Raw genomic sequence first — 26,302 nt, forward strand, 5'->3', positions numbered from 1 at the left:
GTGGGGATGGGTTTTAATGAGTTCCGCTCGTTGTCGAAAGAAACCCACCCCCACCCTAGCCCTCCCCCTGAAGGGGAGGGAACGGTTAGTTAGTTGCGTACCGGCTTACCCGTCTGCATCATGCCCATGATGCGTTCCTGCGTCTTCGGATTGTTCAGCAGTTCCACGAAAGCCTTGCGCTCGAGGTCGAGCAGCCATTGTTCGCTGACCAGACTGCCTTGCTCGACGTCGCCGCCGGACACGATCTCGGCAATCATCGAACCGATCTTGAAGTCGTGCGCGGAGATGAAGCCGCCGTCACGCATGTTGACCAGCTGCGCCTTGATCGTGTTCATGCCGTAGCGGCCGGTGACCGGGACCAGCTTCTGCGCCGGTGCGCGGTAGCCTGCGTCGAACATGGCGCGGGCTTCCACTTTCGCCACGTGCAGCAGTTCGTAGGCGTTGAAGACGATGGTGTCGGTGGGCTTCAGGTAGCCCATCTGCTGCGCTTCCAGAGCGGACTTCGAGACGTTCGCGGTGGCCGCGTTGGTGAAGTAAGTCTTCAGGAATTGCAGGATGTCGTTGCCCTTCGCATCGTTCGCTGCGCGGACCGCGGCTTCCTTCAGGCCGCCGCCTGCCGGCACCAGGCCGACGCCCACTTCGACCAGGCCGATGTAGGACTCGATCGAGGCGACGCGCTTGGCGGCGTGCAGCATCAGTTCGCAACCGCCGCCCAGTGCCAGGCCTGCCACTGCGGCGACGACCGGGACGTTGGCGTACTTCAGGTTCATCAGTGCGTTCTGCAGCTTCGCGACTTCCGGGCCGATCGCATTCGCACCGCCGGACATGAAGGCCGGCAGCATGGCCTGCAGGTCGGCGCCGGCGGAGAAGGCGCCGCCTTCGGCTGCGTCGGCGTTCCAGATCACCAGGCCCTTGAAGTTCTTCTCGGCTTCTTCGATTGCCTTGGCCAGGCCGGTGATGACGCCGGGGCCGATGACGTGCATCTTGGTCTTGAGCGACAGGACGAGGACATCGTCGTTCTGGTGCCAGATGCGGACGGATTCGTCTTCGAAGAAGGTGGTGCCGCCGGTGGCGCCGTCGACCGTGGTCTCGCCGGCCAGCGAGGCACGGAAAGCCTGGCGCTGGTACACGGGCAGGTCCAGGCGAGGCACGTAGGCCTTCTTGGACGGCGACCAGGAACCTTCAGGCGTATGCACGCCGTTGCGGCCGTCGAACACCCACTGCGGCAGCGGGGCATTGCACAGCGCCTTGCCTGCATCGATGTCTTCCTTGACCCACTGGGCGACCTGCTGCCAGCCAGCGGCTTGCCAGCCTTCGAACGGGCCGTTCTTCTGGCCGAAGCCCCAGCGCAGTGCGAAGTCGACGTCGCGCGCTGAGTCGGCGATGGATTCAAGGTGTACCGCGATGTAATGGAAGCCGTCGCGGAAGATGGACCACAGGAATTGCGCCTGCGGATGGGTCGATTCGCGCAGCGCCTTCATGCGCTTGGCCGGATCCTTTTCCTTCAGGATGCGCACGACCAGTTCGTCCGCCTTGCCGGTGGACGGCACGTAGTCATTCTTCTCGCCGTCGAAGCGCAGGATTTCCTTGCCCGCCTTCTTGAAGAAGCCGGCACCGGTCTTTTGACCAAGGGCACCGGCGCCGATCAGCTTGGCCAGCAGTTCGGGCGTCTGGTAGACCGGGTAGAACGGATCGGACTGCAGGTTGTCCTGCATGGTCTTCATTACGTGGCCCATCGTGTCCAGGCCGACTACGTCCGCGGTGCGGAAGGTCGCGGACTTGGCGCGGCCGAGCTTGGTGCCGGTCAGGTCATCGACCACATCGACCGGCAGGTTGAACTTCTGCGCTTCGTACATGGTCGCCATCATGTTGAAGATGCCGACGCGGTTGGCGATGAAGTTCGGGGTGTCTTTTGCGCGCACCACGCCCTTGCCCAGCGTGGTGGTCAGGAAGCCTTCGAGCTGGTCGAGGATTTCCGGACGGGTTGCGGAGGTCGGGATCAGCTCGACCAGGTGCATGTAGCGCGGCGGGTTGAAGAAGTGCACGCCGCAGAAGCGCGCGCGCAGGTCGGCGCTGAAGCCGTCGGACAATGCGGTGATCGACAGGCCGGAGGTATTGGAGGCGAAGATGGCGTTCGGAGCAATGTGCGGAGCGACCTTCTTGTACAGGTCATGCTTCCAGTCCATGCGTTCGGCGATCGCTTCGATGATCAGGTCGCAGCCCTGGAGCACATCGAGGTTGTCTTCGTAGTTGGCGACCTGGATCAGTGCGGCGTCTTCCTTGTTGCCCAGCGGCGCGGGGCTCAGCTTCTTCAGGTTTTCGATGGCGCGCAGCACGATGCCGTTCTTCGGGCCTTCCTTGGCCGGCAGGTCGAACAGCACGACGGGCACTTTTGCATTGACGCAGTGGGCAGCGATCTGCGCGCCCATCACGCCTGCGCCGAGGACGGCGACTTTCTTGACGATGAAGTTGGACATGGGAGGTTCCTTTAAATTCGTATCGGAAGTTCCCCCCCCTTCAAGGGGAGGGTTAGGGTGGGGATGGGTTTGCGTTGCGCGATCTTGCTGCTGAAACCCATCCCCCACCCAACCTCCCCCTTGAAGGGGGAGGAGTATCTGCTGTGAATCTTTAGAACAGGTCTGCTTCCAGCGCCATCAGGTTGGACGCGCCGGAGCGTGCCTGACGGATGAGCATGGCGGTTTCGGGCAGCAGGCGCGCGAAGTAGAAGCGTGCCGTTGCCAGTTTTGCCTTGTAGAAGTTGTCGCCGGAAGCTTCCTTCTCCAGTGCGATCTTCGCCATTTGCGCGAAGAAGTAGGCGAAGACCATGTGGCCGACCACACGGAGGTACGGCACGGCGGCGGCGCCGACTTCGTCCTGGTTCTGGAAGGCCTTCATGCCGATTTCCATCGTCAGCTTGCCGACCTTGTCGCCGATGTCGCCCAGCGGGGTGATGAACTCGGACATCTTTTCATCGGTGCCGTTGGCTTCGACGAAGGCCTTCACCTTGTCGCCGAACTTGCGCAGCTTGGCGCCGTTGTCCATCAGGATCTTGCGGCCCAGCAGATCGAGCGACTGGATGGTGTTGGTGCCTTCGTAGATCATGTTGATGCGGGCGTCGCGCACATACTGCTCCATGCCCCACTCGGAGATGAAGCCGTGGCCGCCGTACACTTGCATGGCCTCGGAGGTGGCGATCCAGCCGTTGTCAGTCAGGAAGGCCTTGATGATCGGGGTCAGCAGCGCGACTTCGTCGGCGGCGTCCTTGCGCACCTGCTCGTCCGGGTGGTTGAGTTCCTTGTCGATCTGCAGCGCGACGTAGGAGCAGAATGCGCGGCCGGCTTCGGCATAGGCCTTGCCCGTCAACAGCATGCGACGCACATCGGGATGCACGATGATGGGGTCAGCCGGCTTGTCCGGCGCCTTCGGGCCGGACAGGCTGCGCATCTGCAGGCGGTCCTTGGCGTACACCAGCGCGTTCTGGTAGGCGACTTCGGTCAGGCCGAGGGATTGCATGCCGACGCCGAGGCGGGCGGCATTCATCATCACGAACATCGCGTTCAGGCCCTTGTTCGGCTCGCCGATCAGCCAGCCGATCGCACCGTCCAGGTTCATCTGGCAGGTCGAATTACCGTGGATGCCCATCTTTTCTTCGATGGCGCCGCAGTAGATCGGGTTGCGCTTGCCCAGCGAACCGTCCGCGTTCGGGAGGAACTTCGGCACGATGAACAGGGAGATGCCCTTGGTGCCCGACGGTGCGTCCGGCAGGCGTGCCAGCACCAGGTGGACGATGTTCTGGGACATTTCATGTTCGCCGGCGGAGATGAAGATCTTGCCGCCGCTGATCTTGTAGGTGCCGTCGGCTTGCGGTTCAGCCTTGGAACGCAGCAGGCCGAGGTCGGTGCCGCAATGCGGTTCGGTCAGGCACATGGTGCCGGTCCATTCGCCGGAAACCAGCTTGGGCAGGTACAGCGCCTTCTGCTCCGGGGTGCCGTGCTCGTGGATGCACTCGTAGGCGCCGTGCGACAGGCCGGGGTACATGGTCCAGGCCTGGTTGGCCGAGTTCAGCATCTCGTAGAAGCAGTTGTTGACCACGAGCGGCAAGCCCTGGCCGCCGAATTCCGGGTCGCAGGACAGCGCGGGCCAGCCGGCCTCGACGTACTGCTTGTAGGCGGCTTCGAAGCCAGCCGGGGTCTTGACCTTGTGGGTTTCCTTGTCCAGTTCGCAGCCTTCGCGGTCGCCGGAATGGTTCAGCGGGAACAGTACCTCGGACGCGAACTTGCCGCCCTCTTCCAGCACCTGGTTGATGATGTCCTTGTCAATCTCTGCGTGCGCAGGCAATTGCTTGAACTCATCTTCCACCTTGAGCAGTTCGTGAAGGACGAACTGCATGTCACGCAAGGGAGCGACGTATTGACCCATGTTATTTCTCCTGACGGCTAGAACGGATTAGGCTGATTTTTTGACAGCGGTTTTGGGGTTCGTTTTTGCGGCCGGCTTGTCAGCCTGCTGCGGATTCGTGTAACTCTTGATCAAGCGTTCGAACCCGACTTCGGCGCGGTTCACGCTGCCGGGCAACTTCAGGAAACGGGCGTCATGGTGCAGGGCAAGGATCAGGCCGTACATTTCGAAGACGAGCTGGTCCGGATCGGTTTCGGCGGACAGGTGCCCCATCTCGACGGTCTGTACCACGCAGCGGCGCAGGGCGTTCTTCCATGCACGGACCATGCCGGCGAGTTCTTCGCGGATGGCGCCGGGACGGTCGTCATACTCGACCGCGCCGCTAATGTAGATGCAGCCGGACGCAATTTCAACCGACACGCGCTTGACCCAGCGGGCAAACATCGTTTGCAGGCGGGGCAAGCCACGCGGTTCTTTCATGCTGGGATAGAACACTTCCTGTTCGAAGTGGTGGTGGTACAGCTTGACGACTTCGATCTGCAAATCTTCGCGTGAACCGAAATGCGCAAACACCCCCGATTTGCTCATGTTCATCTTGTCTGCGAGCAGACCGATGGTGAGCCCTTCCAGCCCGTCCCGGCTGGCAAGGTCGAGTGCCACGTCAAGGATCGCGGCGCGGGTGAGTTCGCCTTTACGCATCAATTTTGGTGTCGAGTCAGTCATGTTTGTAGCCACAGTAATGCCCCATCAAAGAATCAAAAAACAACGCGGTCGAACTGAAGCGAACGCTCGTACTATTATCTACCGCAGTATAAATGTCAAACAGGAACTTAGAGGGTCGATTCTAGTCATCTGACGCCTGCAAACCCACGGGGAAACATCGCCTTGTGGAAAGGGCTGGAGAGTGTGTGCCCTCTGTGGAAGCGGGGCATGGAGCGCTCTAGAGCTTGTCGATTTGCCGCCTGTCGCGTTTGGTTGGTCGCCCCTTGATCGCTTCGCCTGGTTCCCGGAACAGCTTTCGTTGTTCTGCCTTCTTCTGCCGCTCCGCAATGCTGCGTTCGGTCTCCGTATAGAGTGTCTGCGCGACGGATGCCGATCCGCGCGTGTCCGACAGTCCCTCGACCTGCACTTCCCATTCGGTCGAGCCATTGTCGATTTCCAGCAGGTCTCCTGTCTTCACGCCGCGCGCGGGCTTGATACGCTCGCCGTTCAGGCGCACCTTTCCGCCATCCACAGCATCGGTCGCCATCGAACGGGTCTTGAAAAATCGTGCGGCCCACAGCCACTTGTCGATGCGGACGGAGTCAGTACTCATATGTCAATTTCTGCAACAAGCTCCATTTTATAGTCTGACCGTGCTTTTTCTATCATGCGCTGCAATATATCCCGTTGTTTTTCAATCCTTTTCAAGAAGATCGCCAAAAACTTGTCCATAATGTAACCCTCCTTCCGAAACGGACTGCACCTTGGCAGACGAACAGCACACTGCACACCTCAAGTCCCTGCTCGCCGCGACGGCGCGCAGGGATGCGGCCGCCTTCCGTTCCCTTTACGACGCTACTTCGGCGAAACTGTTTGCGTTTGCGCTCCGTATACTGATCAAACGGGAGCTGGCCGAAGAAGTGCTGCAGGAAAGTTTCGTCAATATCTGGAACAACGCTTCCGGTTACCAGTCCAGCCTCGCTGCACCGATGACGTGGATGACCACCATCGTGCGCAACAAGGCGTTCGACATGCTGCGGCGGCAGGACAACACCGTGGAAATCGATGCCAACACCTTCGACAAGGAAGTCATGGACGCCCTGGAAAGCACCAGCCCCACGCCGATCGAGGCGCTGCAGATGAGCGGCGACGCGAAGGCGCTGGCGCGCTGCATGTCGCGGCTGGAGGGTTTGCACCGGCAGGCGATCGCGCTGGCCTTCTACCATGACCTGTCGCATAGCGAAGTGGCCGAGCAGATGAAACTGCCGATGGGCACGGTCAAGACCTGGATACGGCGCGGGCTGGAGAAATTGCGTCTGTGCCTGTCGAAGCTGGAGGGCACATGAACCTCCGGCAGCTCCGGCACAACGACGTCCTGCGCGAAAAACTCGCTTCCGAATACGTGCTCGGCGCCCTGCGCGGCAGTGCGCGGCGGCGTTTCGAGGGATGGCTGAAAGAGGATGCGGCCTTGCGCCGTGCCGTCGCCGAGTGGCAGGACAGGCTGCATCCGATGGTGGAATTCGCTCCCGCGGCGGAACCGTCGCCGCAGGTATGGCTGGCGATCGAAAAGCAGCTGGACCTTGCCGTGCCTGCGCAGCCGGCCGGGCGGCGCGCATTCTGGCGGGGCCTGCGCGAAGACCTCGCGTTCTGGCGCGGCCTCGGCATGGTTTCCACCGCTGCCGCCGCGGTACTGGTCACGGTACTGCTTGCAAGATTGCCTGAATCGGGCGCACCGGCAGCGAACTATGTGGCGACGCTTGCCGACGACAAGGCACAAACGACGATGGTGATTACCGGCGACGCACGGCGGCGCCAGCTGACGGTGAGAGTGATCGGACAGCCGGCCGTGGCGGCCGACAAGAGCCTGGAATTGTGGGCGATCCCGAAAGAAGGCGCGCCGCGCTCCCTCGGCCTGGTCGCCGCAGGCGGGACGGTCACCTTGCCGTTGCCGGAAAACGCCACGCCGGAAAATACGCCGGTGCTGGCAATCAGCCTGGAACCGAAAGGCGGCTCGCCGAATCCCAATGCGCCCACCGGTCCGGTACTTTACAAGGGCGCATGGGTGAAAATCTGAACGACCGCTGGCGCCTTCCTTCCTAGAACTCTTCCCACTCGCCGCCGGCCACAGCCCGCACTTTCGGTACGCGCCTTTCGGCCGGAACCGTTGCCCCAGGTACCCGCGGCGCTTTCCGTTTTACCTGTGCCGGAGTGCGAACCGAGGTCGGCGGCTGGACGACCGCAACGCGGTGCGTGCCCGATAGCCGGAACACACCCACCATCTGCGCCAGGTTGCCCGCCTGCTCCTGCATCGATTCCGAAGCGGCGGCCGCCTCTTCGACCAGGGAGGCATTCTGCTGCGTCACCTGGTCCATCTGGGTAATCGCCAGATTGATCTGCTCGATGCCCGCCGTCTGCTCGTGACTTGCCGCAGCGATCTCGGCCATGATGTCGGTCACGCGCTTGACGCTCTGGACGATCTCTTCCATGGTTGCGCCGGCACGGTTCACCAATTCGGCGCCGGTATGCACCTTTTCGACGGAATCGTCGATCAGTGCCTTGATCTCCCTTGCCGCCGCAGCCGAACGCTGGGCGAGGGTGCGGACTTCCGCCGCGACGACTGCAAAACCGCGCCCCTGCTCGCCGGCACGGGCCGCTTCCACCGCCGCGTTCAAGGCAAGGATGTTGGTCTGGAAGGCGATACCGTCAATGACGCCGATGATGTCGACGATCTTGTGCGACGAATCATTGATGGCGCTCATCGTATCGACCACCTGCGCGACCACCTGGCCGCCGCGTCCTGCGACTTCCGAAGCGGAAGCGGCAAGCTGGTTGGCCTGGCGCGCATTGTCGGCATTCTGCCTGACGGTGGAAGTGAGCTCTTCCATCGACGATGCCGTTTCCTCGAGCGAGCTGGCCTGCTGCTCGGTGCGCGAAGACAGGTCCATGTTGCCGGCCGCGATCTGGCCCGAAGCCGTGGCAATCGTCTCGGTGCTGTTGCGGACTTCGGCGACGATCTTTTCGAGGCTGCCGTTCATGTTCTTCAGGGCGAACATGAGGCGGCCGGTCTCGTCGCGCGATTCCACGTCGATGCGCTGGGTCAGGTCGCCCGCGGCGATGCTGCCGGCAACGTCGATCGCCTTTTCAAGCGGGCGCGAAATCGAACGGATCAGCCAGGCGCCAACGATGGCCCCCGTGAGGACGCCGAGGATGATGCCGGCAATCGACAGGTTCCGCACGAAGATATAGGACGCCCGAGAGGCTTCATACTCCTGCTTGCTCACGTCGAGCTGCAGTTGGATCAGACTGTCGATATCCTTGCGCACTGGCTGGAAATGCTCGTTCATCGGACCATTCAGCAACTCCGTGGCGCGGCCGGTATCCTGCGCGCGCAGCGCGGCAACGGCTGGCTGGAGTCCGTCCGCGACAAACTTTTTCCGGCTTTCCGCAAAACGGTCGGCCAGATTCTTTTCCTCCGGCGTCAGCCTGGTGTTCATGTACGCGTCCCACATCTTGCCAACCTTCTCGATGTTGGACTCCACCTCGGCGACGTGCTGACCGATCTGGTCGACCTTTCCGGACACGGCCTTGGCGACGGCAAGCTGGTTGCGGTCGAGCAGGCGAACCACCTGGTCGAGCTGGCCCAGGGCGACGAGACGGTCGTCATACAGCGACTTCATCGAACCGTTGGCAGAGCCGAGACTCGAGATGCCGAGGATGCCGCCGATGATCAGTTGCACGGACAAGAGACCGATCACGAAGACCAGCCGGGATTTGATGGATAGGTTCTTCAGCATTTTCTTTCCCCGAGAATTGCAATACGCGCCTGTCGGATCGACATCGATCGATGGACGCTTTTTATTGTTGAAATCTGTCTCGCTTCACCCTGCTTCATGCAATGCCGGGTGAGCGCGGCGCCTCTGGGAGGTGTGGTTCCGCCGGGAGCGAGAGCACCGAGCGGTAACTGGCAACGGCAGCGACGCGGTTACGCACGCCGAGTTTCTTGAAGATCGCGTGCACATGGTTCTGCACGGTCAGTTCGCTGCGCGACAATTTTTCCGCGATGGCGCGGTTGGACATGCCGGTCGACATCAGGGCGAGGATTTCCTGTTCGCGCCGCGTCAGGCTTGCCGAACGCCTTGACTCGCCGGCCCGGTGAAAGACACGGGTGAAGGTCATGTGCAGGTAAGGCATGAGCATTTCGAGTTTGAATGCATGTCTGCCCGTCAGCCGGCCCGGAATGCCGCCGAAGCTGAAGTACGTCCCTCCCTGCCCGCCGCCGTCCAGGCATCCGAAGGCGGCAAGATTGTTGACGCCCGCGGTCGCCGCGTTCTCGTGTTCCTGGGGCGACAATTGTTCGTGCATGTCGGCGGCGTTGATGATCTGCGCACGATACTGCGACAGCCACCGCTTCACGATGCGCCGCTCCCGGCAACTGGTAATTTTGTCAAAACGATCGATGCAGGCTTGCGGGCAATTGACGCCGAGAAGGTGGCGGATGCGGATTTCCTCGCCGAAGAGCTGGCCGATGGCGGCGATCATGCTCTGGTGCGGGAAGTAGGCTTTGACGGGGCCGGAAATCCAGTCCTTGAAATCGGGAATCGTGACGACATTGACACCGCTTTCCGCCGCGTTCAGCAGTGCGTGCTTTTCAATATCGTCGAGGGAATACTGCGCGTAAATCATGCCGAGGAGTGTTGAGGATAAGTTGCCGAGCGACAATGAATGGAATCATCTATTTTTTGCGCGGTGTTGCGTGCGCGCGTCGCGTCCTTGTCAAAGGAAGAAGACAGGCTGCTAAAAGGCGTGGCGCAACGCGAGGTGCGCACCGAGCAGCAGCAGTCCGGCGAAGAAACAGACACGGAACTGCCCGGCCCGCACCCGCGACCGCACCCACTGCCCCGCCAGCATGCCGGCAATGGCGGGAGCGAGCGCAAACAGCGAGGAAGCGGCAACGCCCGGCTTGAAGAAACCGCCGGCAAGAAGCACGCTGCCGAGCGCGACGGTGGATACCGTGAACGACAGCCCCAGCGCCTGCACCAGATCGTCCTTGTTCAGCCCCAGCGCCTGCAGGTAAGGCACCGCCGGCACCACGAACACACCCGTGGTGACCGCGACGAGGCCGGTTGCGAGACCGACCACAGGCGAGCACCAGCGCTCGGCCGAGGGCGGAACGGAAAACTGCTTCGCGCTCAAGCCCAGCAGCGCATAGGCAATCAGTGCCACGCCCAGCAGCGTTCCCGCATACGACGTCGAACCATGGTTCAGACCGCCCGCGCCGGCCCAGGTTCCAATACAGAAACAAAGAAGCATCGGCCACAAGCGCCGGACAAGGGGAAGGAAGGCGGGCCCGGCGGCGAGCTGCCAGATGTTGGTGACCAGCGAAGGCACGATCAGCAGTGCCGCCGCCTCGGCCGGCGACATGAACAGGCCGAGCAGGCCGATGGCGACGGTGGGCAGGCCAAGCCCGATGACGCCTTTCACGAAACCCGCGAGCAGGAACGTCAATGCGGCAGTCACCGCCAGCGCAAGGCCTGTTTCGCCCATTGCCGCGCTACCTCTGTACGACGCCCGGTTGCGCAGCGGCCGCCGGCGATGCCGTCGGGGCGGCGGGCTTTGCCTTCAGGCGCATCACGCCGAACATGACGAGCGCCAGTCCTGCCAATTGCAGCAGCGACATCGATTCGTCGAGCAGCAGCCAGGCGGCAAATACCGTCATGACCGGCCCCAGCGTGCCGATGGCAGCCGCCTGTCCGGCGCCCAGCCGCTGGATGGCCAGCGAAAGCCACCACACCGGCAATACCGTCGAAAACACGGCCATCATCAGCGCATGGCCCCAGACGGCAGCCGGCAGCGTTGCCAGCGATTGCGGTTGTCCGAACAGGAAGAAGTGCCCAAGGACCAACACCGAAGACGCGCTGCCGGCCAATCCGGCGAGACGCGTGGAGCCGATGCGGCTGACCATGCTGCCGGTGCCGTGGTAGTAAAACGCGTAGGTCACGGCGCTGGCAAACACCCATGCCGCCCCCACCACCACGTCGGCACCGTTTCCGCGCTGGCCGAAGTCGTGGGCGAAGGCGATCGCCAGTCCGGCATAGCAGATCGCCATCGCCTGCCACGCCCGCTTGCCCGGCGGCTGGCGCATCAGCCACGCCTGCAGGAGCAGCACCAGTGTCGGGTAGAGATAGAGGATCATGCGTTCCAGGCCGGCGGTGATATAGGTCAGGCCGTAGAAATCGAACAGGCTGGACAAGTAGTAACCGACGCAGCCCAGCATCAGGATGCGAAGGGCATCGCCCGCGCCCAAGCGTGGCGCGCCCTCGCCGCCCGTGCGCAGGATCAGCCAGGCGAACAGCGGCAGCGCGAAGCCCATGCGCATGGCCAACAGGGTCAGCGCATCCACCGGCGCCGCCGCGTAGGCGAGCTTGACGAAGACGGCTTTCATCGAGAACCCGGCCGCGGCGAGCACGGCGTAGAGCCGGCCGTCATGCAGCCAGCGGGTGAAATGCAGGGAAAGAGTGCGGGTCATGGCGCGGCCTGGATTGAAAAGCGTTCCTTATTCTGCAGCGAAGCCAAAGTGGCTAAAATGCTTATTTCATGTACCCATCCTTCGCAAACGGAGAAACCTTGCACTTCGACCTGACCGATCTGCGCCTTATCGTTGCGATTGCCGAATTCGGCAGCCTGAGCCGCGCGGCGGCGGAATTCCCGATCGCATTGTCGGCGGCCAGCAACCGCCTGCGCCTGCTGGAGCAGCGGCTGGGCATGCGGCTGTTCGAGCGCCACGCCGATGGCATGGCGCCGACGTCCGCCGGCCGCATCGCGCTCGACCATGCGCGGCGCGTCATCGCAGAGGCGCAGCAGTTGACACAGGCGCTGGATGGCCTTGCCGGAAGGCAGCGGGTGAGCGTCAGGCTGGCGGCCAATACCGTCGCCAACAGCACGTTTCTGCCCCCGGCACTCGGCCCCTTCCTCAACGATTTCCCGGAAGTCGACCTGCACGTGGAGGAGCGCCCGAGCCAGGACATCCTGCAGGCGGTGCAGGCGAGCGACATCGACATCGGCGTCCTGGACGGGAACATCCCGATGCAAGGCGTCGTGTCCCTGCCCTTCCGGCATGACCGGCTCGTCCTGCTCGTGCCGGACGGACACGGGCTGGCTGCGCGCGGACACTGCCTGTTCCGCGACGCACTGGGCTTTCCGTTTGTCGGCATGCCAGCGGAACGGGCGATGCAACGCTTCGTGGAAGAGATGGCCACCCTGCTCGGCAAGCCGCTCACGGTGCGCGTGCGCGCACCGAGTTTCTTCGCCATCGCCCAACTGGTGGCGCAGGACGTGGGCGTGACCGTGCTGCCGGAGGCGGCGGCGCAGCGCCACAGCGGGACACTGCCCGTGGCAATCGTGACGCTCGACGACGGCTGGGCGACGCGCGAGCTGCGGCTTTGCGTGCGCTCCCTCGAAAGCTTATCGGCGCAAGGCCGCCAGCTGGTCGCCTACCTGACCGGGACGTAAACGCTCAGTGAAGCTGCGAGGGATTCGCATCGCCAATGTCGTCGACGATCGCGCCACTCGAGATTACCTCGCCTATCGTCGCTTCCTGGAACCAGGCCTGCACCTGCTGCAGGTGTGCCCGCTCTTCATCCAGTGCGACGGAGAAGTCGGTGATCAGCGAGTTCTGGTTCTGGTCTTCCGCCAGCGCGATCAGCAGTTCCCAGCCGACGTTGTCGGTCATCTCGGCGACGAGGATGGCGTGCAACGATTGCGCGATCGTGGTGCGCGGATCCGTCACCACCTGCATCAAGCCCATCGATTCCACGCCCACCAGGTCGGCGCACGGCGTCTGCGAGGTCGGGTCGCCGCCCAGCGTCTCGATGGCGTCGGCCACGATGGCGAAGTGCCGCGCTTCGTCCTGCCGGATCTTCTGCAGGTCGGCCAGCGTCATGCTGGCCGACTGGTCCTGGATGGTCTCGAACTTGGTGATCAGCGCGTCGTACAGCCGCGTGCCGGTGCGCTCGAAGGCGAGGCGTTCGCCCAGCTTGTCCAGCAACAGTTGCGGCTGGTCGCCGGTCAGCATCGACACGCCGGTGGTCAGCGCGCCCTTTACCGTTCCCGGCACCGGGACCGAGCCGATCGGATCGGACTCGGCGATATAGGCGCTGCGGATTTCCGCCAGCGCGCTGTCATCGCCCGGCGTGGCGGGCGTCATCGATGCGGGCGTACCCGTCATCGCGCCGGCATCGAACGGCGACATCTGCATGCCGGTGCGGTTCATGCCCATGGGGGTCTGCTCTTTCATTGCTGCTCCTTGCTTTCGTTTCGATTGTGTCGCGCTACACCGCGACCGCCACTTTGCGGTTGAGCTCGGTGCCGGGGTTCCATACATAGCCGCCGGCCACGGATTCGCTCGGCGAACCGTCGGAGTTGATATGCGTGCGATAGGCGATCGAAGCCTGGCTTTCCTGCGACTTGTTCACGAACTGCGTACCGTTCGCGCGCAGGTCAACTTCCTGCGCCAGCACCTGCCGCACGAAGTCGCGCTGGCTGGCGAACTGCACGGGTTCCGGCAGGTCGGTCGGGAACAGCTCGGCGGGATCGCGCTTCTCGTATTGCTTGAACAGTTCGGAAACGGCATGGAAGTGGCCCAGCTCGTAATCGAGGAAACGTTCCCAGATCGCCTTGATGCGCGGGTTGGTTTCCTGCTGCACGCAGCTGTAATAGTTGTAGACCTCCACCGCCTCGTGCATCAGCCACTGCTCCAGCAGTGTTTCGTCCGGGCTGATCAGCGAACCGTATTGCGTGACGTGCTGCTCCTCGATGGAGGCGATCTCCGCATACAGCTGCCGCGCCACCGGATCGGCGAACTGCGGGCCGATGTTCATGTAATAGTCGTGCGTCTGGAACTCCGCCGCGGTGATCATCAGCGCATGCAGCTTGGTCAGCGGCGCCGCGGTCTTGCGATCGTAGGATTCGCGCACGTCGTCCTGCGGATGCCGGTGCTCATCCACGGTCGGACGGCCGGGCAGGATGTCGGTGTAGCTCTGCAGGATGTTGTTCGCATCCTTGCCTTCGAGGCGGTCGAGCATCGCCGAGTAGCGGTACAGGTGGTCGAAGTCTTCCAGCAGGCCGAAGCGATATGCCTGCGCGAAATAGGCGTCGGGCTCGCGCTGCGCAACGGCTGCGGTCACCTCGATGGCGACCTGCTCGTAGGCAATCGTGGTTTCCAGCGGCGAATGGTCGGGACCGATCAGCCAGTTCACCATCGTCGCCTGGTGCTGCTCGGTGCGGCGGATCTGCGCCAGCTTCAGCCGCAGGTCGCGGCTCATGCGCGCGGCCATGTGCTGGAAGCGCAACGCCTCCAGTTCGATGCCGTTCATGAGGATGATGCGTACACGCGTGAAGGCATCGTCGTCGAGCTTGCTGATCGGCTTGCCGACCATGTCGCGCCAGGTAAAGCGTTGCTGCTCGAGTGGACAGCCTTTCGCACTGAATAGATTGAGGGACATTGCGCTACTCCTTTCATGCCTGTTTGGGGAATCGCCGCAGGGCGCGCGAATGGGCTGATGTCGCAAATACCGTGCCGGTCCATGGCGGCATGCGGAGCCATCCGCAACGGAGGTGCCGCGCACTTTCTTACATCGGCGAGGTAAGCCTTACAGGCTGCGGCGCCCGCAGTGCGTGAAGGAAGGAGGAAGGTTCCGGAGGGGCGTTATGCAGGAACGAAAACAGGTTCGGGCGTGAGCATGTTGGCGTCGCGCACGATCACCCAGCCCGATTCCGGACTCTTGCGCAGGATGGAGAGCGCATTGCCCGAGCGCCGCATCGGCAATCCTTCACGGTGCGGTGTCACCGTGACGGTCAACTGTGTCCAGCAATAGGCGAGATCGTTCGCGATCTGCAACTCCTTGATCTCGCCTTGCGATTCGATACGGTAATGTTTCATGCCTTCCCGGAATGCATCCATGTAAGCTTGCCGGCCGCGCATGGGAGCCTGCCCGGGCATGAGGAAGATGACGTCTTCCGCCATCAGTTCGGCCAGCCGTTGCAGGTTGCCTTCGGCGGACGCGGTTTGCCATTCGTGGACCAGCATGCGGATCACCTGTTCATCGTTTTGCATGGAAGTATCCTTCTCTGGAGCGAATGTTGACGCGGCCGGCTCAACCGACCTGCGGCCATGCTGCCTTCAGCAGCGCGGGCAGGATCTCTCCCGCCTTGCCGCGCAAGACGTACTGCGCAATCTCATCATGACTGGTGACTTCCGGGTTGATCTGAATCACAGTACGGCCGCATGATCGCGCATAACGCGGCAAGCTGGCCGCCGGTTCGACCAGGCTGGAGGTGCCGATGCAGAAAAACACATCCGCCGTTTCCAGCACCTCCGCCGCGCGCGTCCAGGCTTGTGTCGGCAATGCCTCGCCGAACCAGACGACGCCGGGACGGACCTTGCCCTTGCAACGGGGGCAGGCTGGCGGGGTGTCCGCGCTCAGTTCAGGTTCGGGAACGGGTGTGCCGCAATCCGCGCACAGGTTGCGCCAGATATTGCCGTGCAATTCGATGACTTCGGTACTGCCGGCCTGGATATGCAGGCCGTCCACGTTTTGCGTGATCACCGTGACCCGCGGGAGCAGCCGCTCCATCGCCGCGATGGTGAGATGGCCGGGGTTCGGCCTGACCTCGCGTATCAGGTCGCGCCGCCACGCGTACCAGTTCCAGACGGTGACGGGATCGCGGCGGAAGGCTTCCGGCGTTGCCAGGTCTTCCGCACGATACTTCGCCCACAGCCCTGTCAGGGCGTCGCGGAAGGTCGGAATGCCGCTTTCGGCCGATACGCCAGCTCCCGTAAACGCCGCGACGTGACGGGCGTTGCGCAGGATATCCAGCAGTTCAGGATCGAAGTCCATGTCGGCTCGATGCGGCGGGGAACAATCTTTCAGTATAGACGCCGGTCAGAAAAGCGAAACGCCGCGGCTGCCGGCGAACAGGAAGACTGCGCCCGCGACCAGCGGCGTCACCGCATAGGCCAACAGGTGCACGGTGTCGCCGGTCTTTTCGCCGAACAGGTCTTTCATTGCCTGCAGCCGGGACAGTTTCTGCGGGCCGGTGCGGCGCATGATGACGTTGTAGAGGCCGAACGAGAACGCGGCGGCGCCCACGACCATGGTGATTGTGTTCATTCGATTCCCTGGCAAGCGTAAAGAGCGGTCATCTTGCCACGGAAGCGCTCACTCAGGAAGCGGGCTGGGCGCAGCCTTGATCCGCGATAGCGTCCTGCCTCGGCTTCGTTGCCAGCAGGATGACCGCGGCGAGCACCATGGCTCCGCCGATCAGCTGTCCGGCGCTGGCCGATTCGCCGAGCAGCGCGATGCCGAGGCAAAGCGTAATCACCGGTTCGAGCGTGGAGATGATGGATGCCTGCGATCCGCCGATGTGCTTGAGGCCGACGAGGAAGCAGGCAACCGCCACCAGCGATGCGAATGCAATGGCGAGGATCGCCAGCCAGGTCGTCGTATCGGCCGGCATCGCGGCGCCGCCGGCAAGCGCGAAGGCACCATTGCCGATGGCGGCGGCGGCCATCACGACCAGTGTCGCCGATAGCGGATCGGTACCCTGCGTCAGCCGGCCGCCGATCGTGATGTACACCGCATAAATGGCCGCCGCAAGCAGGCCGAGCGTAATGCCCAGCGGCGTGCCCTGCAGGTCGCCGCCCAGCATCACAACCATTCCCGCGATAGCCAGCGCCAGCAGGGCAAAGGTGCGGCGGTCCAGCCTTTCCCAGCCGAATGCCACCGCCAGCAGCGTGACCAGCACCGGATACACATACAGGAGCAGGCCGACCAGTCCACTGCTCGCATGCATGAGCGCAGTGAAATAGCTTTGCGACTGCGCGGTGTACAGCGCCCCCATCAGCCCAAAGCCGGCAAGCGTCCGCCCGCGCGGCAGGCGCAGTCCCTTCCACCAGACCACCGGTGCCAGCATCGCCACCGCCAGCACGAAGCGCAGCGTCAGCAGCATGCTCGGCGAGAGGCCGGACGCGTAGGCCACTTTCGCGAAGAGCGCCATGCTGCCGAAGCCAAGGGCGGACAGCAGGACAAGGACAATGGCGGCGCGGCGGGAGATCGTCATGATGGCGAGAGCAAAATGGATTGAGGGTAAAAGCAGTGTATTTCCTTGCCCTCAGGGCCACAAATCAATATTCTTGGCGGATAGCCCCAATAATATTGAGCCATGACGCCGTATCGCCTGCCCCCGCTGCCCGCCGTCCGCGCCTTCGAGGCCGCCGCCCGCCATGGCGGCTTCCAGAGCGCGGGCGAAGAGCTGCACGTCTCGGCCGGTGCCATCGCGCACCAGGTCAAGCAGCTGGAGAACTGGCTCGGCGTCACCCTCTTCCAGCGCCTGGCGCGCGGTGTCGTGCTGACGCCCGCGGGCCGGCAGTACGCCGAGGCATTGCGCCCCTTGCTGAATGGCCTGGCGGAGGCATCGGAAGCGGTCAAACACCGTGGTGACGAACGCGTGGTCACCGTCACTTCCGTCCCCTCGCTCGTCGCGCGCTGGCTGATGCCGCGCCTCGGCCGCTTGCAGGAGCAGCATCCGGAAATCGACATGCGCGTGCTGGCATCGCTGCATCCGGCGGATTTTGCACGGGAAGGCGTGGACGTGGCGATCCGCATGGGCACGGGCCCGTATCCCGGCCTGAAGGCGGACGTGCTGCTGGAGGAATGGTTTTCCGCAGTGTGCAGTCCGGGCTTCAAGGCAGCCGCACAAGACCTGCGCGAGCCCGCCGACCTGCTGCGCTACCCACTGCTGCACGATGAAGCGGAGATCCGCATCCCCGAAGAAATCAGCTGGTCGCGGTGGCTGGCAGCGTTCGGCGTGCATTACAGCAGCCCGGCACGCCCCAGCTTTTCGCATACCTACCTTACGCTGGAAGCGGCGGCCAACGGCCAGGGTGTGGCGATCGCGGCGGAACCTTTCATCGAGGAAGACCTGCGCAGCGGCCGGCTCGTCAGGCTGCTCCCGCAGCACGTGCTCGGCCCCTACCGTTTCCACTTGCTGCGCCTGCCCGACGCCGAGGCACGCCCGGCGGTGAAGGCATTCTGCGACTGGATCAAGAGCGAAGCCCTTGCGTCTTCGCCCGCGCAGTGATCAGGCGCGCGGATAACCGCGCTGGTTCTTGTACGCGCATCCTTCGCCTTCGGGCGTGGAAGGAAAGTCACATCATACGTCCGCTTTCAGCGGGCCTTCTTTCGCATGAGATATCCCGAAAAGGCAAGGCCTTCCGCACCATCGACCTGCACCACACGCATCGTTTCTCCCTTGCCGCGGCCGATGCCGAGGATAAGCAGCTCGGTAGCGTCGACTGTGTTGGCGAGGAGCGTGAGCGGGATCGGGCTGAGCTTCGGAACCTCCGCTTCGAGCACCAGGAATCCATCCCGTTCGAATAGGCGAACACGTTCCGGCAGCGTGAAGTCGCCGTCGCCGTTCACAACTTCGTAGTCCCCAAAGCGCGCCTTCCACACCGCGGGAATCGGCGCGGGCGCGACCCGCTCGCCCACCAGCATGTTCTGCGATCCGGTCGTGGCGTACAGGACGTCGCGCCCATCGATGCGGGAGCGCGACAGGCCGACTTCCGACAGTGCTCCAAGCGAAACCGGCAGCATGCCGAGCAGCCTGTAGCGCAGGCCGAGCTGCCCTTCGCCTCGCGCAATGAGGTCAAAGCGTTTGCCGAACAGTTCAGCGTTCAGGCTGTCGCCGCTGCGCGTGACCTTTGCAGTGCCGGCGATGGTTTCATAATGTCCCGGATAGGATCCCAACTCCTCATCCGAAAGCGACCGCCGTGGCCCGGATATTTCTTTCCTTGTCAGCATGGCCGAAACCTTCGGCCCAGATCACTTCCTGGTCGTCCACGAGGACGATGCTGAGAGCGGCCAGCGAGTGCGCCTTCATCCGGTGCTGGATCAGCCGGGTGACATATTCCTTCGCGGCGTCGTAGTCGCCCCGTGCGATGGACGGCGGTCGTGTCGGCGCGCTTGCGCATCCAAGCAGGGAAGCCGCGGCGGCTACGGTCACGGCGAGACGGAACTTCATTTTCTTGATCAGGGCGAGCATGGCGTGGCAGGACATGCGATATCAAATCGATAACGCGCATGAGGATAGCATTCTCGCGCCGGCGCAGCCTGCCTAATCGTCCACGTTGAACGCCAGCTTGCGCATTGCATCCGCGGACAGGTAAAACCGCAGCTTGTCTTTCGATTGGGCACCGATGCGCCGATAGAAGCCCGCCGCGCGCAGATTGCTTGCAGGCGTCTGCCATTGCATGCCGCTGCAGCCCAGGCGCACTGCTTCCGCAGCCAACATGCGCGCCAATCTTTCCCCCAGTCCGCGGTTCCTCGCGCACGATCGGAGGTAGAGGCAATCCATGTGCAAGTAATAGCCCGCCTGCCAGGTGGTAAATTCGCGCGTGGCGGTGGCATAGCCGGCAATCTCGCCCGCGATCTCTGCCACCCAGCAGGTCAACGGCGCAGGGGCTCCGAACAATGCCATGCGCAAGGCCGCCGCATCCGGCCCGCGCTCAAGCGTCACGCCCTCGAAAGCGGCGTGTTCGATGCACAGTGCGGCGAGTGCTTCCACGTCTTCCGGTCGCGCCCTGCGAATGACTGCGTCAGCATCCACACAGAATCTCGCTGTTGCCCTGGCTGCCCTTCTCCCCGGCCGTCGGATAGCCGTCGCGCTTCCACCAGTCGAGTCCGCCCATCAGCTCCTTGACCTTGAAACCCAGCTTCGTCATGTTCAGCGCCCCCTTGGTGGAGGCATTGCAGCCGATGCCGTCGCAGTAGGTGACGATGAGTGCGTTGCGGTCGATATGCCTGGTCGTTTCCTCGCTCATGGTACGGTGCGGGACATTGATCGAACCGGGAATATGTTCGATCGCATACGCGTGTGCCGCGCGGGCGTCGATCACAACGACGTTCTCGTTGGACGCCAGTGCCGCCTTCAGGTCCGAGGGATCGGTTTCGTACGCGAGCTTGTCGAGGTAGTGCTGGAGTTGCGCTTGCATCTTGGCTTCCTTTTCATTCGAAGTGATCAAACAGACAAGAAGAATGGTATCGTTAAATGGTTTGCCGAAGCAGACCATTTCCTGCATGTTGACCAGACCATTCATGAACACATCGACCCGTACCGTCACCGGCGCCCTGCTGACCCTGCTGGAACGCGACGGCGTGCTGCCCGGGACGCTTTCGACCCGCGTGTATCGGGCCATCCGCTCTGCGATTCTCGATTCCACGCTCAAGGCCGGCGATCGCCTGCCGTCCACGCGCACGCTCGCCGCGGACCTGTCGATCTCGCGCAGCACAGCGGAGGCCGCCTATGCCCAGCTCGAAGACGAGGGTTACCTGACGCGCGGCGTAGGCAGCGGCAGTTATGTCAGCGCCGACGCGGCGACCAGCCGGCACGCAAGAAAAACGCGCCCGAACGGCCCTGCTTCACCTGCCCTGTCCAAGCGGGGTGCGCAAATTGCCGGCATGGGTGGTTGCGTCGATGCGCGCGTGGTCCGCGCCTTCTCCGCCGGCATGCCGGCACTGGAATCCTTCCCCGCCGAGACATGGCAAAAGCTGCTTGCACGCCATGCCCGGCACGACGCGCCGCAGTGGATGATGTACGGCGACCAGCAGGGTCTTCCGGCCTTGCGCGAGGCGATCACGCAGTATCTCTCCTTGTCGCGCGGCGTGAACTGCGATGCCTCGCAGGTGATCGTGCTGACGAGTTCGCAGCAGGCGCTCGGCCTGATCGCGATGATGATGCTGGATGAGGGTGATCCGGTGTGGCTGGAAGAACCCGGCTATCGCGGGGCGCAGACCGCCTTTTCCGGCGCCGGCGCAAGCATCGTCCCGGTGCCGGTCGATGCTGAAGGACTGTGCGTGGACGACGGTCTGCGCCTGCAGCCGCGCGCGCGGCTCGCCTACGTCACGCCATCGCACCAGTACCCGCTCGGGGTCACCCTCAGCCTGCCGCGCAGGCTGCAGCTGATTGAATGGGCGCGGCAGTCGAGCGCGTGGATCGTGGAGGACGACTACGACAGCGAGTTCCACTACGACAGCCGCCCGGTGTCCGCCATCCACGGCCTGGACCAGCACGAACGCGTGCTGTATGTGGGCACGTTTTCCAAGGTGCTCTTCCCCGGCCTTCGCCTCGCTTACCTGGTCGTGCCGCGGCAGATGGCGCCCGCCTTCGTAACAGCGCGCAGCCAGGTCGACGGCCACGCTTCGCCGCTGATGCAGGCCGTGCTGGCGGATTTCATGCAGGACGGGCATTTCATGGCGCATGTGCGCCGCATGCGCGAGCTGTACCGCGCGCGGCGCGACATCTTCATGGAGGAAACCGGCCGGCACCTGCGCGACCGGCTGCAGCCCCTTGCCGCACAGGGCGGGATGCAGACAGCCTGTCTGCTGGCCGACCAGCGGCTCTCGGACCAGCGCCTCGCGGGGGTGGCTGCGGATGCCGGCATCGACCTGCCCCGCCTGTCGCGGCTTTACCTTGGCTCGGACAAGCGGAACGGCTTCGTGATGGGCTACAGTGCGCTGGCGCCCTCGGCAATACGCGATGGCATCCGCTCCCTCGCGAGAATCCTGTAGCTATTCGGTATACCGGCCCAGGGTGACGATGCGCAGGATGCCCTTGTAGAGCATCGAAGCGGCTCCATACCACGCACGCTCGTACCAGGGGATGTTCACGTAGTCTTCCATCCGCACGACCACGCCTTCGGCGACCGCATCCTCGATCGTCTTGCGCAGCGCGCGCGCGAACGCGGCATCCTTCACCACGACATTCGCCTCGTGGTTGATCAGCAGGCTCAGGCCGTCCCAGTTGCTGGAGCCGACCGTGGACCATTCATCGTCGATCACCGCCACCTTGCCGTGCAACTGCGTCTTGCGGTACTCCACGATACGCACGCCGCTTTTCAGCAGCTTGGGGTAGAACGAATGCGCCACCGCATCCTGGATGCGGAATTGCCCGACGCCGATCAACAGCGTCACCTGCACGCCGCGCGCCGCCGCGGCAGCCAACCCGTCGCGCAGCTTGCGGCCGGGAGCGAAATACGGATTGGCCAGCATCGCCGTCCTTCGCGCATTGCCGAGCGCCTTGAGATAGGTCTTCTGGATGGTGCGCCGGTTGCGCAGGTTGTCGCGCACCACGAAGGCCGCCATGGCGGGCCCTTCGCCGAGGGTGTGACCGGTCCGGCGGCGTTCACGGAACAGTTCCCAGCGATGGCGCAGGCTCAACCCTTTGAGCATCATCCATTGCGCCTGCACGTCCTGGTAAATCGACGACACGAGCGGCCCCCGGATGCGCACGGCAAGGTCCCAGCGCGGCGCCGGCAGCGGCTCGTTGAAGCCGTCGTCGGAGATGTAGTCGTGGTTGATGTTGAGTCCGCCAAGGAAGGCCACCTGGCGGTCCACTACGCAGATCTTGCGGTGGCTGCGCGCCAGGCCGCGCCTGAACCAGGAATTGAACACCCGATGATTGACATGCCCTTCGGCCAATGCCTCATTGAGGAGCACCGATTGCCGGTGCCCCGTGCCCAGCCAGTCGGTGATGACATTGACCATGACCCCGCGCGCGGCTGCGCGGACAAGCGCATCCTTGACCGCCTCGCCGGTCAGGTCGAGCGTGAAGATGTAGGTTTCGAGATAGACCTCGAAGCGTGCCGCATCGATGGCGGCAATCAGCGCCGGAAAGAATTCGGCGCCGCAATGAAGAAGCGTGACGTGATTGTGGGCGGTAAACGTTACCGGACGCATAACCGGGAGCACACTCCGACGAAGGTGAAGCTGCCAATTCTACATTGCAAGCGCATGCGCTTTCATGTCCAGCGAGGCCACGATTGGCGCGTGGTCGGACAGCCTGGCCCACATCGGGCCGTGCAGGACCTGCGCATTCTCGATCTGGAAGCCGCGAACGTAGATCCGGTCGAGCCGCAGCCAGGGCAAGGCCGCCGGGAAGGTGCGCGCCGGTTTCATCTTCGGCCCGCGCCCGCCCAGGGTGCGCAAATAGGAACCAAATCCACGCGACGGCAGGTTTTCGTCAAACACTTCGGTCACGCCCAGTTCGTTGCGCAGGCTGTCGCTCAACTGGTTGGTCCAGTCGTTGAAGTCGCCTGCGATGATCAGTGGCGCATCCGGCGGAGATGACGTGCTGACCGCCTCGATCAGCGCCTCGGTCTGGCGCTTGCGGCTGCGCGCAAAAAGCCCGAGGTGGATCACGTAGCAATGCAGGTCGCAGGCCGGCGCTTGCACAATACAATGCAGGATGCCGCGCGATTCGTACGCATGATCGGACACATCGCGGTTGCTGGACGAAAGAACGGGGTAGCGGCTGAGCAGTGCATTCCCATGGTGGCCGTGGTCGTACACCGCGTTCATCCCGTACACCGCCTGGTGCGAATCGCCGGCGAGGAAATGATGCTGCGCCTGTTCGGGCCAGAGCGCCGCATGCTTCATTGCATACTTGTCATGCCGCCCCTGCACTTCCTGCAGGAACAGGATATCCGCCTCCATCGAGGCAAGTGCCTGTTTCAGTGCGTGGATGCGCGGCATGCTGCGCAGGGAGCTGACGCCTTTATGGATGTTATACGTCGCGATGCGAAGTTTCATGAATTCATTCTAGACGCTGCGCAACAGATGCGAAAGGCGCTATGTCATGTGGAGAACATTGTCTCTGAGGAGATTGTCGCAGGATAAGTTTCAGGACGATTGCAGATATTTCGGGAGTTGCAGGACTGCTTCCGCGTTGGACGGCGAAAAACATCTGTCCGCAGCCTCGTGGAAAGGCAGCCATGCGTAATCGACATGCTCGCGCGGCGCAAGCGTGATCGGGATATCGCGCGGGACCAGCAAGCCGAAGACATGTTCGGTATTCTTTGTCACGCCGGGCGCGTAGCGATGCCGCCAGACGGGATAGATTTCATAGATGTTCGACAGGTGCCAGTCCGTCAGGTTTCGCATCGGGACGGCGCGCTCGATTCTATCGAGGTCGTCCGATACGACGATGCCGGTTTCCTCGAACACCTCGCGCACAGCGGTGACGGCGAACGGCTCATCGGGGGCGTCCTTGGAGCCGGTGACGGATTGCCAGTAGTCCGGCTTGTCGGCGCGTTCGATCAGCAGGACATCCAGGTCCGCGGTGTGGATGACGACCAGGACCGATTCGGGAATCTTGTAGGGTTTGTTCATGGGGCCGGCTGCAATGCGGAGTGCACGGACATGATAGCCGAATGCCCCGGGTCAAACAAAAAAGGGCGCGGAAAACCGCGCCCTTCCCTGTTCATTCGCAAACGCTTCAGGCCTTGACTGCCGGCTCCACGTTGCGCAGGCGGATGTGCAGTTCGCGCAACTGCTTCTCGTCGACTTCGGACGGCGCTTGCGTCAGCAGGCACTGCGCGCGCTGCGTCTTCGGGAAAGCGATCACGTCGCGGATCGACTCGGCGCCGGTCATCATGGTGACGATACGGTCGAGGCCGAAGGCCAGGCCGCCGTGCGGAGGCGCGCCGTATTGCAGCGCGTCCAGCAGGAAGCCGAACTTCAGCTGCGCCTCTTCCGCACCGATCTTCAGCGCACGGAACACCTTGCTCTGCACGTCGGCACGGTGGATACGGACCGAGCCGCCGCCCAGTTCCCAGCCGTTGAGCACCATGTCGTAGGCCTTTGCGATCGCCTTGCCCGGATTGGTTTCCAGGAAGTCTTCGTGACCGTCTTTCGGTGCGGTAAACGGATGGTGGGCAGCGACGTAACGCTGGCCTTCCTCGTCGTACTCGAACATCGGGAAGTCGATCACCCACAGCGGCTTCCAGGTGTCGTCGAACAGGCCGTTCTTCTTGCCGAAATCGCTGTGGCCGATCTTCACGCGCAGCGCGCCGATCGCATCGTTGACGACCTTCGCCTTGTCGGCGCCGAAGAAGATCAGGTCGCCGTCCTGCGCGCCGGTCTGCTCGACGATCGCCGCCAGGGCCGCGTCATGAATGTTCTTGACGATCGGCGATTGCAGGCCGTCGCGGCCCTTCGCCTTCTCGTTGACCTTGATGTAGGCCAGGCCCTTGGCGCCGTAGATGGCGACAAACTGGGTGTAGGCGTCGATCTCGGAACGCGGCATCGCGCCGCCGCCCGGAACGCGCAGGCCGACCACGCGGCCGCCTTCCATGTTGGCGGCGCCGGAGAACACCTTGAAGTCGACATCCTTCATCACCGCGGTCAGGTCGGTGAACTGCAGCTTGACGCGCATGTCCGGCTTGTCGGAACCGTACAGGCTCATCGCTTCCGAATACTGCATGACCGGGAACGGGTTCGGCAGGTCGATGTCGAGCGCGTTCTTGAACACGCCGCGGATCATGCCTTCGAACATGTCGCGGATTTCCTGCTCGTTCATGAACGAGGTTTCGCAGTCGATCTGCGTGAATTCCGGCTGGCGGTCGGCGCGCAGGTCTTCGTCGCGGAAGCACTTGGTGATCTGGTAGTAGCGGTCGAAGTTGGCGACCATCAGCAACTGCTTGAACAGCTGCGGCGACTGCGGCAGCGCGAAGAAGTTGCCGGCATTGACGCGCGACGGCACCAGGTAATCGCGCGCGCCTTCCGGCGTGGACTTGGTGAGCATCGGCGTTTCGATGTCGATGAAGCCGTTGGCGTCGAGGAACTTGCGCACTTCCATCGTCACCTTGTAGCGCAGGCGCAGGTTGTTCTGCATCTGCGGACGGCGCAGGTCGAGCACGCGGTGCGTCAGGCGGGTGGTCTCGGACAGGTTGTCGTCGTCGAGCTGGAACGGCGGCGTGACGGAGGCGTTGAGCACTTCGAACTCGTGCGCGAGCACTTCGATCTTGCCCGACTTCAGGTTGGCGTTGGTGGTGCCTTCCGGACGGTTGCGCACGACACCCGTGATGCGAACGCAGAATTCATTGCGCACGGCTTCCGCAGTCTTGAACACGTCGGCGCGGTCCGGGTCGCACACCACCTGCACCAGTCCTTCGCGGTCGCGCAGGTCGATGAAGATCACGCCGCCGTGATCGCGGCGACGGTGCACCCAGCCGCACAGGCTGACGGTTTGACCGAGAAGCGCCTCGGTGGTGAGGCCGCAATAGTGAGTTCGCATAGACATGATGGATTCCAGTTTCAGATTCTTTGTGATAACCCCGTTGCCTGCATTTGCTCCAGGCCGGGGTCCT

The 26,302-nt window shown here is 63.2% G+C and carries 28 protein-coding genes; 5 read left to right on the forward strand and 23 right to left on the reverse strand.

The window, feature by feature from the left end; genetic code table 11:
- Nucleotides 1-89: 89 nt before the first annotated feature.
- The 5 genes from AC3WOY_RS09080 to AC3WOY_RS09100 form a co-directional block, all read right to left on the reverse strand.
- Nucleotides 90-2,477, reverse strand: a complete 2,388-nt coding sequence (locus AC3WOY_RS09080) for a 3-hydroxyacyl-CoA dehydrogenase/enoyl-CoA hydratase family protein (protein WP_492422905.1) — start codon at nucleotides 2,475-2,477, stop codon at nucleotides 90-92.
- 151 nt (nucleotides 2,478-2,628) lie between these two features.
- Entirely contained in the window at nucleotides 2,629-4,419 is a 1,791-nt protein-coding gene (locus tag AC3WOY_RS09085; RefSeq protein WP_492422907.1) for an acyl-CoA dehydrogenase C-terminal domain-containing protein, read from the reverse strand.
- Between the two features lie 27 nt (nucleotides 4,420-4,446).
- On the reverse strand, nucleotides 4,447-5,097 hold the full coding sequence (locus tag AC3WOY_RS09090) for a TetR/AcrR family transcriptional regulator (protein ID WP_492429243.1): 651 nt from the start codon (nucleotides 5,095-5,097) through the stop codon (nucleotides 4,447-4,449).
- Between the two features lie 241 nt (nucleotides 5,098-5,338).
- Nucleotides 5,339-5,713: an RNA-binding S4 domain-containing protein gene (locus tag AC3WOY_RS09095; RefSeq protein WP_492422909.1), complete on the reverse strand. Its 375-nt coding sequence runs from the start codon at nucleotides 5,711-5,713 to the stop codon at nucleotides 5,339-5,341.
- Nucleotides 5,710-5,832, reverse strand: coding sequence for a hypothetical protein (locus AC3WOY_RS09100; protein WP_492422911.1), 123 nt, complete (start codon nucleotides 5,830-5,832; stop codon nucleotides 5,710-5,712). The genes AC3WOY_RS09095 and AC3WOY_RS09100 overlap by 4 nt, the downstream gene beginning before the upstream one ends.
- 32 nt (nucleotides 5,833-5,864) lie before the next feature.
- Here AC3WOY_RS09100 and AC3WOY_RS09105 point away from each other — a divergent pair, with 32 nt between their 5' ends.
- Together AC3WOY_RS09105 and AC3WOY_RS09110 are read left to right on the forward strand one after the other, a co-directional pair.
- A complete protein-coding gene (locus tag AC3WOY_RS09105; protein WP_492422913.1) occupies nucleotides 5,865-6,446 on the forward strand; it encodes a sigma-70 family RNA polymerase sigma factor in 582 nt (193 codons plus the stop codon).
- Entirely contained in the window at nucleotides 6,443-7,174 is a 732-nt protein-coding gene (locus AC3WOY_RS09110; protein ID WP_492422915.1) for an anti-sigma factor, read from the forward strand. The genes AC3WOY_RS09105 and AC3WOY_RS09110 overlap by 4 nt, the downstream gene beginning before the upstream one ends.
- Before the next feature lie 22 nt (nucleotides 7,175-7,196).
- Here AC3WOY_RS09110 and AC3WOY_RS09115 read toward each other — a convergent pair whose 3' ends face one another.
- The 4 genes from AC3WOY_RS09115 to AC3WOY_RS09130 all read right to left on the reverse strand — a co-directional run bounded on the left by AC3WOY_RS09115 (nucleotide 7,197) and on the right by AC3WOY_RS09130 (nucleotide 11,626).
- A complete protein-coding gene (locus AC3WOY_RS09115) occupies nucleotides 7,197-8,894 on the reverse strand; it encodes a methyl-accepting chemotaxis protein (RefSeq protein ID WP_492422917.1) in 1,698 nt (565 codons plus the stop codon).
- A 94-nt stretch (nucleotides 8,895-8,988) separates the two neighbouring features.
- The gene (locus AC3WOY_RS09120; RefSeq protein WP_492422919.1) at nucleotides 8,989-9,783 is read right to left on the reverse strand and encodes a helix-turn-helix transcriptional regulator; all 795 of its coding nucleotides are present in this window, start codon (nucleotides 9,781-9,783) and stop codon (nucleotides 8,989-8,991) included.
- Nucleotides 9,784-9,894: 111 nt separating this feature from the next.
- Nucleotides 9,895-10,644, reverse strand: coding sequence for a sulfite exporter TauE/SafE family protein (locus tag AC3WOY_RS09125; protein ID WP_492422921.1), 750 nt, complete (start codon nucleotides 10,642-10,644; stop codon nucleotides 9,895-9,897).
- Between the two features lie 7 nt (nucleotides 10,645-10,651).
- Nucleotides 10,652-11,626: a DMT family transporter gene (locus AC3WOY_RS09130; protein WP_492422923.1), complete on the reverse strand. Its 975-nt coding sequence runs from the start codon at nucleotides 11,624-11,626 to the stop codon at nucleotides 10,652-10,654.
- Between the two features lie 98 nt (nucleotides 11,627-11,724).
- On the opposite strand from AC3WOY_RS09130, the gene AC3WOY_RS09135 reads away from it, so the two are divergent.
- Nucleotides 11,725-12,609 (forward strand): LysR family transcriptional regulator, encoded by an 885-nt coding sequence (locus tag AC3WOY_RS09135; RefSeq protein ID WP_492422925.1) that lies wholly within the window; start codon nucleotides 11,725-11,727, stop codon nucleotides 12,607-12,609.
- Nucleotides 12,610-12,613: 4 nt separating this feature from the next.
- On the opposite strand, the gene AC3WOY_RS09140 is transcribed toward AC3WOY_RS09135, so the two are convergent.
- The 6 genes from AC3WOY_RS09140 to AC3WOY_RS09165 form a co-directional block, all read right to left on the reverse strand.
- Entirely contained in the window at nucleotides 12,614-13,393 is a 780-nt protein-coding gene (locus AC3WOY_RS09140) for a ferritin-like domain-containing protein (RefSeq protein ID WP_492422927.1), read from the reverse strand.
- A 34-nt stretch (nucleotides 13,394-13,427) separates the two neighbouring features.
- Complete coding sequence (locus AC3WOY_RS09145) at nucleotides 13,428-14,600, reverse strand: hypothetical protein (protein WP_492422929.1); 1,173 nt, start codon at nucleotides 14,598-14,600, stop codon at nucleotides 13,428-13,430.
- Between the two features lie 203 nt (nucleotides 14,601-14,803).
- On the reverse strand, nucleotides 14,804-15,211 hold the full coding sequence (locus AC3WOY_RS09150; RefSeq protein WP_492422931.1) for a YybH family protein: 408 nt from the start codon (nucleotides 15,209-15,211) through the stop codon (nucleotides 14,804-14,806).
- Between the two features lie 40 nt (nucleotides 15,212-15,251).
- Nucleotides 15,252-15,995: an SIR2 family NAD-dependent protein deacylase gene (locus AC3WOY_RS09155; protein ID WP_492422933.1), complete on the reverse strand. Its 744-nt coding sequence runs from the start codon at nucleotides 15,993-15,995 to the stop codon at nucleotides 15,252-15,254.
- A 45-nt stretch (nucleotides 15,996-16,040) separates the two neighbouring features.
- The gene (locus tag AC3WOY_RS09160; RefSeq protein WP_492422935.1) at nucleotides 16,041-16,268 is read right to left on the reverse strand and encodes a hypothetical protein; all 228 of its coding nucleotides are present in this window, start codon (nucleotides 16,266-16,268) and stop codon (nucleotides 16,041-16,043) included.
- Between the two features lie 52 nt (nucleotides 16,269-16,320).
- A complete protein-coding gene (locus AC3WOY_RS09165) occupies nucleotides 16,321-17,217 on the reverse strand; it encodes a DMT family transporter (RefSeq protein ID WP_492422937.1) in 897 nt (298 codons plus the stop codon).
- Nucleotides 17,218-17,319: 102 nt separating this feature from the next.
- Here AC3WOY_RS09165 and gcvA point away from each other — a divergent pair, with 102 nt between their 5' ends.
- Nucleotides 17,320-18,237 (forward strand): transcriptional regulator GcvA, encoded by a 918-nt coding sequence (gene gcvA / locus AC3WOY_RS09170; protein ID WP_492422939.1) that lies wholly within the window; start codon nucleotides 17,320-17,322, stop codon nucleotides 18,235-18,237.
- An 86-nt stretch (nucleotides 18,238-18,323) separates the two neighbouring features.
- Here the strand turns inward: gcvA and AC3WOY_RS09175 are convergent, their stop codons facing one another.
- Genes AC3WOY_RS09175 through AC3WOY_RS09190 form a run of 4 tightly spaced genes read right to left on the reverse strand, consistent with a single transcriptional unit; the run spans nucleotide 18,324 to nucleotide 20,149 of the window.
- Nucleotides 18,324-18,905, reverse strand: coding sequence for a hypothetical protein (locus AC3WOY_RS09175; RefSeq protein ID WP_492422941.1), 582 nt, complete (start codon nucleotides 18,903-18,905; stop codon nucleotides 18,324-18,326).
- Between the two features lie 4 nt (nucleotides 18,906-18,909).
- Entirely contained in the window at nucleotides 18,910-19,215 is a 306-nt protein-coding gene (locus tag AC3WOY_RS09180; RefSeq protein WP_492422943.1) for a hypothetical protein, read from the reverse strand.
- A gap of 57 nt (nucleotides 19,216-19,272) precedes the next feature.
- Complete coding sequence (locus AC3WOY_RS09185; RefSeq protein ID WP_492422945.1) at nucleotides 19,273-19,764, reverse strand: GNAT family N-acetyltransferase; 492 nt, start codon at nucleotides 19,762-19,764, stop codon at nucleotides 19,273-19,275.
- A complete protein-coding gene (locus AC3WOY_RS09190) occupies nucleotides 19,754-20,149 on the reverse strand; it encodes a rhodanese-like domain-containing protein (RefSeq protein ID WP_492422947.1) in 396 nt (131 codons plus the stop codon). The genes AC3WOY_RS09185 and AC3WOY_RS09190 overlap by 11 nt, the downstream gene beginning before the upstream one ends.
- A gap of 103 nt (nucleotides 20,150-20,252) precedes the next feature.
- Here AC3WOY_RS09190 and pdxR point away from each other — a divergent pair, with 103 nt between their 5' ends.
- Complete coding sequence (gene pdxR / locus AC3WOY_RS09195; RefSeq protein WP_492422949.1) at nucleotides 20,253-21,725, forward strand: MocR-like pyridoxine biosynthesis transcription factor PdxR; 1,473 nt, start codon at nucleotides 20,253-20,255, stop codon at nucleotides 21,723-21,725.
- Here pdxR and AC3WOY_RS09200 read toward each other — a convergent pair whose 3' ends face one another.
- From AC3WOY_RS09200 to aspS, 4 genes are all read right to left on the reverse strand, one after another.
- Complete coding sequence (locus AC3WOY_RS09200; RefSeq protein WP_492422951.1) at nucleotides 21,726-22,892, reverse strand: phospholipase D-like domain-containing protein; 1,167 nt, start codon at nucleotides 22,890-22,892, stop codon at nucleotides 21,726-21,728.
- A gap of 39 nt (nucleotides 22,893-22,931) precedes the next feature.
- Nucleotides 22,932-23,744, reverse strand: a complete 813-nt coding sequence (locus tag AC3WOY_RS09205) for an endonuclease/exonuclease/phosphatase family protein (protein ID WP_492422953.1) — start codon at nucleotides 23,742-23,744, stop codon at nucleotides 22,932-22,934.
- 90 nt (nucleotides 23,745-23,834) lie between these two features.
- Nucleotides 23,835-24,323, reverse strand: coding sequence for a dihydroneopterin triphosphate diphosphatase (gene nudB, locus AC3WOY_RS09210; RefSeq protein WP_492422955.1), 489 nt, complete (start codon nucleotides 24,321-24,323; stop codon nucleotides 23,835-23,837).
- 106 nt (nucleotides 24,324-24,429) lie between these two features.
- Nucleotides 24,430-26,235 (reverse strand): aspartate--tRNA ligase, encoded by a 1,806-nt coding sequence (gene aspS / locus AC3WOY_RS09215; RefSeq protein WP_492422957.1) that lies wholly within the window; start codon nucleotides 26,233-26,235, stop codon nucleotides 24,430-24,432.
- Between the last annotated feature and the right edge of the window lie 67 nt (nucleotides 26,236-26,302).

It is taken from the genome of Noviherbaspirillum sp. FW303-A3, assembly GCF_058788695.1.

Bases quoted from the DNA above. Each gene is read 5' to 3' on its own strand.
- nudB (WP_492422955.1), bottom strand. From the start codon at position 24,323: ATGAACAAACCCTACAAGATTCCCGAATCGGTCCTGGTCGTCATCCAC.
- AC3WOY_RS09130 (WP_492422923.1), bottom strand. From the start codon at position 11,626: ATGACCCGCACTCTTTCCCTGCATTTCACCCGCTGGCTGCATGACGGC.
- AC3WOY_RS09180 (WP_492422943.1), bottom strand. From the start codon at position 19,215: ATGTCCTGCCACGCCATGCTCGCCCTGATCAAGAAAATGAAGTTCCGT.
- AC3WOY_RS09160 (WP_492422935.1), bottom strand. From the start codon at position 16,268: ATGAACACAATCACCATGGTCGTGGGCGCCGCCGCGTTCTCGTTCGGC.
- AC3WOY_RS09085 (WP_492422907.1), bottom strand. From the start codon at position 4,419: ATGGGTCAATACGTCGCTCCCTTGCGTGACATGCAGTTCGTCCTTCAC.
- AC3WOY_RS09125 (WP_492422921.1), bottom strand. From the start codon at position 10,644: ATGGGCGAAACAGGCCTTGCGCTGGCGGTGACTGCCGCATTGACGTTC.
- AC3WOY_RS09080 (WP_492422905.1), bottom strand. From the start codon at position 2,477: ATGTCCAACTTCATCGTCAAGAAAGTCGCCGTCCTCGGCGCAGGCGTG.
- AC3WOY_RS09110 (WP_492422915.1), top strand. From the start codon at position 6,443: ATGAACCTCCGGCAGCTCCGGCACAACGACGTCCTGCGCGAAAAACTC.
- AC3WOY_RS09155 (WP_492422933.1), bottom strand. From the start codon at position 15,995: ATGGACTTCGATCCTGAACTGCTGGATATCCTGCGCAACGCCCGTCAC.
- AC3WOY_RS09115 (WP_492422917.1), bottom strand. From the start codon at position 8,894: ATGCTGAAGAACCTATCCATCAAATCCCGGCTGGTCTTCGTGATCGGT.
- AC3WOY_RS09145 (WP_492422929.1), bottom strand. From the start codon at position 14,600: ATGTCCCTCAATCTATTCAGTGCGAAAGGCTGTCCACTCGAGCAGCAA.
- gcvA (WP_492422939.1), top strand. From the start codon at position 17,320: ATGACGCCGTATCGCCTGCCCCCGCTGCCCGCCGTCCGCGCCTTCGAG.
- AC3WOY_RS09165 (WP_492422937.1), bottom strand. From the start codon at position 17,217: ATGACGATCTCCCGCCGCGCCGCCATTGTCCTTGTCCTGCTGTCCGCC.
- AC3WOY_RS09205 (WP_492422953.1), bottom strand. From the start codon at position 23,744: ATGAAACTTCGCATCGCGACGTATAACATCCATAAAGGCGTCAGCTCC.
- aspS (WP_492422957.1), bottom strand. From the start codon at position 26,235: ATGTCTATGCGAACTCACTATTGCGGCCTCACCACCGAGGCGCTTCTC.
- AC3WOY_RS09095 (WP_492422909.1), bottom strand. From the start codon at position 5,713: ATGAGTACTGACTCCGTCCGCATCGACAAGTGGCTGTGGGCCGCACGA.
- AC3WOY_RS09190 (WP_492422947.1), bottom strand. From the start codon at position 20,149: ATGCAAGCGCAACTCCAGCACTACCTCGACAAGCTCGCGTACGAAACC.
- AC3WOY_RS09120 (WP_492422919.1), bottom strand. From the start codon at position 9,783: ATGATTTACGCGCAGTATTCCCTCGACGATATTGAAAAGCACGCACTG.
- AC3WOY_RS09100 (WP_492422911.1), bottom strand. From the start codon at position 5,832: ATGGACAAGTTTTTGGCGATCTTCTTGAAAAGGATTGAAAAACAACGG.
- AC3WOY_RS09090 (WP_492429243.1), bottom strand. From the start codon at position 5,097: ATGCGTAAAGGCGAACTCACCCGCGCCGCGATCCTTGACGTGGCACTC.
- AC3WOY_RS09150 (WP_492422931.1), bottom strand. From the start codon at position 15,211: ATGCAAAACGATGAACAGGTGATCCGCATGCTGGTCCACGAATGGCAA.
- AC3WOY_RS09140 (WP_492422927.1), bottom strand. From the start codon at position 13,393: ATGAAAGAGCAGACCCCCATGGGCATGAACCGCACCGGCATGCAGATG.
- pdxR (WP_492422949.1), top strand. From the start codon at position 20,253: ATGAACACATCGACCCGTACCGTCACCGGCGCCCTGCTGACCCTGCTG.
- AC3WOY_RS09200 (WP_492422951.1), bottom strand. From the start codon at position 22,892: ATGCGTCCGGTAACGTTTACCGCCCACAATCACGTCACGCTTCTTCAT.